General features: G+C 68.6%; 1 protein-coding gene. It reads right to left on the bottom strand.

Annotation, left to right across the window (positions count from 1 at the left end):
* Nucleotides 1–334, bottom strand: a 334-nt coding sequence (locus tag CU044_RS20055; protein ID WP_129770095.1) for an AMP-binding protein, incomplete at both ends; no start/stop codon positions are given.

Below are 334 nucleotides of genomic sequence, written 5' to 3'. Positions count from 1 at the left end.
GCCGTCAGCCCCGCACGACCGTCATACCCACGCGCCAGACCCCCACCACCCAGATACAACTCACCCGGCACACCCACACCCACCGGCCGCAACGCACCGTCGAGAACGTACGCCGACGTATTGTCCATCGGCCCCCCGAGCGGCACCGCCGCACCCCCGGTATCGGAACCAGTGACCGACCCGCACACCGCGAAGGTCGTCGACTCCGTCGGACCATACACATGCACCAACCCGACACCCGGACACGCCTCCAACACACGCCCCATCGCCACACCCGACGCCGCCTCACCACCCGTCCACACCTCACCCAGACCCGCGAAACACCCCGCATCCT

Origin of the sequence: Streptomyces sp. L-9-10, assembly GCF_004151105.1 — a bacterium.
In the GTDB taxonomy this organism is placed as follows: domain Bacteria; phylum Actinomycetota; class Actinomycetes; order Streptomycetales; family Streptomycetaceae; genus Streptomyces.
Note: the sequence above shows the minus strand (reverse complement) of the source record. Positions and strands in the feature narration are given on the sequence as shown.